The organism is Variovorax sp. GW821-FHT09A10, from assembly GCF_059418385.1.
Window position 1 is genome coordinate 1 of record NZ_JBWKPT010000008.1, and the last position, 5,931, is coordinate 5,931.

The 5,931-nt window shown below is 61.6% G+C and carries 1 protein-coding gene; it reads right to left on the reverse strand.

Going from position 1 to position 5,931, the window contains the following annotated elements; genetic code table 11:
- On the reverse strand, window positions 1–5,931 hold a 5,931-nt coding region (locus AC07Q9_RS24790; protein WP_495312256.1), incomplete at both ends, for a beta strand repeat-containing protein.

Consider the following 5,931-nt stretch of genomic DNA (forward strand, 5'->3'; position numbering starts at 1 on the left):
CCACTGGTTGCAGTGCTCAAGCCGCTCGACGTGGATGTCGACAGGCTGTCCAGGTTGCTATTCGTCGTGCTCAGGCCCGTGGACAGGCTAGAAATACCACTGGTCGCTGTGCTCAGACCCGACGACGTGGACGTCGACAGGCTGCTCACATTGCTGTTCGTCGTGCTCAAGCCGGTAGACAGACTGGAGATGCCACTAGTCGCCGTGCTCAAGCCGCTCGAAGTAGACGTCGACAGACTGTCGATGCTGCTCGTCGCCGTGCTCAGACCCGACGACGTCGAGGTCGACAAGCTGCTCACGTTGCTGTTCGTCGTGCTCAAGCCGGTAGACAGGCTGGAGATGCCACTGGTCGCCGTGCTCAGACCGCTCGACGTGGACGTCGAGAGGCTGTCCAGGTTGCTGTTCGTCGTGCTCAGGCCGGTGGACAGGCTAGAGATACCACTGGTAGCCGTGCTGAGGCCGCTCGACGTGGAAGTCGACAGACTGCTTACGTTGCTGTTCGTGGTGCTCAGACCCGAGGACGTCGAGGTCGAAAGGCTGCTGACGTTGCTATTCGTCGTGCTCAGGCCCGTGGACAGGCTGGAGATGCCACTGGTCGCCGTGCTCAGGCCAGACGACGTGGAAGTCGACAAGCTGCTGACGTTGCTGTTGGTCGTGCTCAGTCCGGTAGACAGGCTGGAGATGCCGCTGGTTGCAGTGCTCAAGCCGCTCGACGTGGAAGTCGACAGGCTGTCCAGGTTGCTGTTCGTCGTGCTCAGGCCCGTGGACAGGCTAGAAATACCACTGGTCGCTGTGCTCAGACCCGACGACGTGGACGTCGACAGGCTGCTCACATTGCTGTTCGTCGTGCTCAAGCCGGTAGACAGACTGGAGATGCCACTAGTCGCCGTGCTCAAGCCGCTCGAAGTAGACGTCGACAGACTGTCGATGCTGCTCGTCGCCGTGCTCAGACCCGACGACGTCGAGGTCGACAAGCTGCTCACGTTGCTGTTCGTCGTGCTCAAGCCGGTAGACAGGCTGGAGATGCCACTGGTCGCCGTGCTCAGACCGCTCGACGTGGACGTCGACAAGCTGCTGACGTTGCTATTGGTGGTGCTCAGGCCCGTGGACAGGCTGGAGATCCCACTGGTCGCCGTGCTCAGGCCACTCGACGTCGACGTTGAGAGGCTGTCCAGGTTGCTATTGGTGGTGCTCAGGCCTGTAGACAGGCTGGAGATACCGCTGGTCGCGGTGCTCAGACCCGACGACGTCGAGGTCGACAGGCTGCTCACGTTGCTGTTCGTGCTGCTCAGGCCCGTGGACAAGCTGGAGATACCACTGGTCGCCGTGCTCAAGCCACTCGAAGTAGACGTCGACAGACTGTCGATGCTGCTCGTCGCCGTGCTCAAGCCGCTCGAAGTAGACGTCGACAGACTGTCGATGCTGCTCGTGGCCGTGCTCAAGCCACTCGACGTGGAAGTCGACAGGCTGCTGACGTTGCTATTCGTCGTGCTCAGGCCCGTGGACAGGCTGGAGATGCCGCTGGTCGCTGTGCTCAGACCGCTCGAGGTAGACGTCGACAAGCTGCTGACGTTGCTGTTCGCCGTGCTCAGACCCGAAGACGTGGACGTCGACAGGCTGCTTACATTGCTGTTCGTCGTGCTCAGGCCGGTAGACAGGCTGGAGATGCCACTGGTCGCCGTGCTCAAGCCGCTCGAAGTAGACGTCGACAGACTGTCGATGCTGCTCGTGGCCGTGCTCAGACCAGAGGACGTCGAGGTCGAGAGACTGCTGACGCTGCTGTTCGCTGTGCTCAGACCGGACGACGTCGAAGTCGACAGGCTACTCACGTTGCTGTTCGTGGTGCTCAAGCCGCTCGACGTGGACGTCGACAAACTGCTGACGTTGCTATTGGTGGTGCTCAGGCCCGTTGACAGGCTGGAGATCCCACTGGTCGCCGTGCTCAGGCCGCTCGAAGTAGACGTCGACAGGCTGTCGATGCTGCTCGTGGCCGTGCTCAGGCCGGACGACGTCGAGGTCGACAGGCTGCTGACATTGCTGTTCGTCGTGCTCAGACCCGTGGACAGGCTGGAGATACCGCTGGTCGCCGTGCTCAAGCCGCTCGACGTGGAAGTCGACAGGCTGCTGACACTGCTGCTCGCCGTGCTCAGACCCGAGGACGTCGAGGTCGAAAGACTGCTGACGTTGCTATTCGTCGTGCTCAGGCCCGTGGACAGGCTGGAGATACCGCTGGTCGCAGTGCTCAGGCCAGACGACGTGGAGGTCGACAAGCTGCTGACGTTGCTGTTGGTCGTGCTCAGGCCACTCGAAGTCGACGTCGACAGGCTGTCGATGCTGCTCGTCGCCGTGCTCAGACCCGACGACGTGGACGTCGACAGGCTGCTCACGTTGCTGTTCGTCGTGCTCAGGCCCGTGGACAGGCTGGAGATACCGCTGGTCGCCGTGCTCAAACCGCTCGACGTGGACGTCGACAGACTGTCGATGCTGCTCGTGGCCGTGCTCAGGCCAGACGATGTGGAAGTCGAGAGACTGCTGACGCTGCTGTTCGCTGTGCTCAGACCGCTCGACGTCGAAGTCGATAGGCTGCTCACATTGCTGTTCGTCGTGCTCAGACCAGTAGACAGGCTCGAGATGCCGCTGGTCGCAGTGCTCAGACCGCTCGAAGTGGAAGCCGACAAGCTGTCGATGCTGCTCGTAGCCGTGCTCAAACCCGACGATGTCGAAGTCGACAAGCTGCTGACGCTGCTGTTGGTCGTGCTCAGGCCACTCGAAGTCGACGTCGACAGGCTGTCGATACTGCTCGTCGCCGTGCTCAGACCCGTGGACAGGCTGGAAATGCCGCTGGTCGCCGTGCTCAGGCCAGACGATGTGGAGGTCGACAAGCTGCCGACGTTGCTATTCGCTGTGCTCAGGCCCGACGACGTCGAGGTCGAGAGACTGCTGACGTTGCTGTTCGTCGTGCTCAGGCCCGTGGACAGGCTGGAGATACCGCTGGTCGCCGTGCTCAAACCGCTCGAAGTGGACGTCGACAGACTGTCGATGCTGCTCGTGGCCGTGCTCAGACCAGAGGACGTCGAGGTCGAGAGACTGCTGACGCTGCTGTTCGCTGTGCTCAGACCGGACGACGTCGAGGTCGACAGGCTGCTCACATTGCTGTTCGTCGTGCTCAGACCAGACGACGTGGAGGTCGACAGGCTGTTCACGTTGCTGTTCGTCGTGCTCAGGCCAGTCGACAGGCTCGAGATGCCGCTGGTCGCAGTGCTCAGACCGCTCGAGGTGGACGTCGACAGACTACTGACATTGCTATTCGCTGTGCTCAGGCCAGACGACGTCGAGGTCGACAAGCTGCTGACGTTGCTGTTCGTCGTGCTCAGGCCACTCGAAGTAGAAGTCGACAGGCTGCCGATGCTGCTTGTTGCCGTGCTCAAGCCGGACGACGTCGAGGTCGACAGGCTGCTCACGTTGCTGTTCGTCGTGCTTAGGCCGGTGGACAAGCTGGAGATGCCACTGGTCGCGGTGCTCAGACCCGACGACGTCGAGGTCGACAAGCTGCTGACACTGCTGTTGGTCGTGCTCAGGCCACTCGAAGTCGACGTCGACAGGCTGTCGATACTGCTCGTCGCCGTGCTCAGACCCGACGACGTCGAGGTCGAGAGACTGCTGACGTTGCTATTCGTCGTGCTCAGGCCTGTGGACAGGCTGGAGATACCGCTGGTCGCCGTGCTCAAACCGCTCGAAGTGGACGTCGACAGACTGTCGATGCTGCTCGTGGCCGTGCTCAGGCCAGACGATGTGGAAGTCGAGAGACTGCTGACGCTGCTGTTCGCTGTGCTCAGACCGGACGACGTCGAAGTCGACAGGCTGCTCACATTGCTGTTCGTCGTGCTCAGACCAGTAGACAGACTGCCGATGTCCGTCGAGAGACCGTCGATGCGGCTATTGGTCGTACTCAGGCCACTCGACGTCGACGTCGAAAGACTTCCCACATTGCTGTTGGTAGTGCTCAGACCAGAAGACGTGGACGTCGACAGGCTGCTGACGTTGCTGTTCGTCGTGCTCAGACCAGTGGACAGGCTGGAAATGCCGCTGGTCGCCGTGCTCAGGCCGCTCGAAGTAGACGTCGACAGACTGTCGATGCTGCTCGTGGCCGTGCTCAAGCCACTCGACGTGGAAGTCGAGAGACTGCTGACGCTGCTGTTCGCTGTGCTCAGACCGGACGACGTGGAGGTCGACAAGCTGCTGACGCTGCTGTTCGTCGTGCTCAGGCCAGACGACGTCGAGGTCGACAAGCTGCTCACGTTGCTGTTCGTCGTGCTCAGGCCACTCGAAGTAGAAGTCGACAGGCTGCTGACGTTGCTGTTGGTCGTGCTCAAACCCGTCGACAGGCTGGAGATACCACTGGTCGCCGTGCTCAAGCCCGACGATGTCGAGGTCGACAAGCTGCTCACGTTGCTGTTCGTCGTGCTCAGGCCACTCGAAGTAGAAGTCGACAGGCTGTCGATGCTGCTTGTTGCCGTGCTCAAGCCGGACGACGTAGACGTCGACAGGCTACTGACGTTGCTGTTCGCGGTGCTCAGACCGGACGACGTCGAGGTCGACAGGCTGCTGACGCTGCTGTTCGCTGTGCTCAGACCGGACGACGTCGAGGTCGACAGGCTGCTCACGTTGCTGTTCGTCGTGCTCAGGCCGGTGGACAAGCTGGAGATGCCACTGGTCGCGGTGCTCAGACCCGACGACGTCGAGGTCGACAAGCTGCTGACGCTACTGTTGGTCGTGCTCAGGCCACTCGAAGTCGACGTCGACAGGCTGTCGATGCTGCTCGTGGCCGTGCTCAAGCCACTCGACGTGGAAGTCGACAGGCTACTCACACTGCTATTCGTCGTGCTCAGGCCACTCGACGTCGACGTTGAGAGGCTGTCCAGGTTGCTATTGGTGGTGCTCAGACCTGTGGACAGGCTGGAGATACCGCTGGTCGCCGTGCTCAGACCCGACGACGTCGAGGTCGACAGACTGCTGACATTGCTGTTCGCCGTGCTCAGTCCACTCGAAGTGGACGTCGACAGACTACTGACGTTGCTGTTCGCTGTGCTCAGGCCAGACGACGTGGAGGTCGACAGGCTGCTCACATTGCTGTTCGTGGTGCTCAGGCCCGTGGACAGGCTGGAGATGCCGCTGGTCGCCGTGCTCAAGCCGCTCGATGTAGACGTCGACAGGCTGTCGATGCTGCTCGTGGCCGTGCTCAAGCCACTCGACGTGGAAGTCGACAGGCTGCTGACACTGCTGTTCGCGGTGCTCAGACCGGACGACGTCGAGGTCGACAGGCTACTCACGTTGCTGTTCGTCGTGCTCAGGCCGGTGGACAAGCTGGAGATGCCACTGGTCGCCGTGCTCAGACCCGACGACGTCGAGGTCGACAAGCTGCTGACGCTGCTGTTGGTCGTGCTCAGGCCACTCGAAGTCGACGTCGACAGGCTGTCGATGCTGCTCGTGGCCGTGCTCAGACCAGAGGACGTCGAGGTCGAGAGACTGCTGACGTTGCTGTTCGTGGTGCTCAGGCCCGTGGACAGGCTGGAGATGCCACTGGTCGCCGTGCTCAGACCCGACGACGTCGAAGTCGAAAGGCTACTCACACTGCTATTCGTCGTGCTCAGGCCACTCGAAGTCGACGTCGACAGGCTGTCGATGCTGCTCGTGGCCGTGCTCAGGCCGGACGACGTAGACGTCGACAGGCTGCTCACGTTGCTGTTCGTGGTGCTCAGGCCCGTTGACAGGCTGGAGATCCCACTGGTCGCCGTGCTCAAGCCGCTCGAAGTAGACGTCGACAGACTGCCAATGCTGCTCGTGGCCGTGCTCAAGCCACTCGACGTGGAAGTCGACAGGCTGCTGACATTGCTGTTCGTGGTGCTCAAGCCCGTGGACAGGCTGGAGATG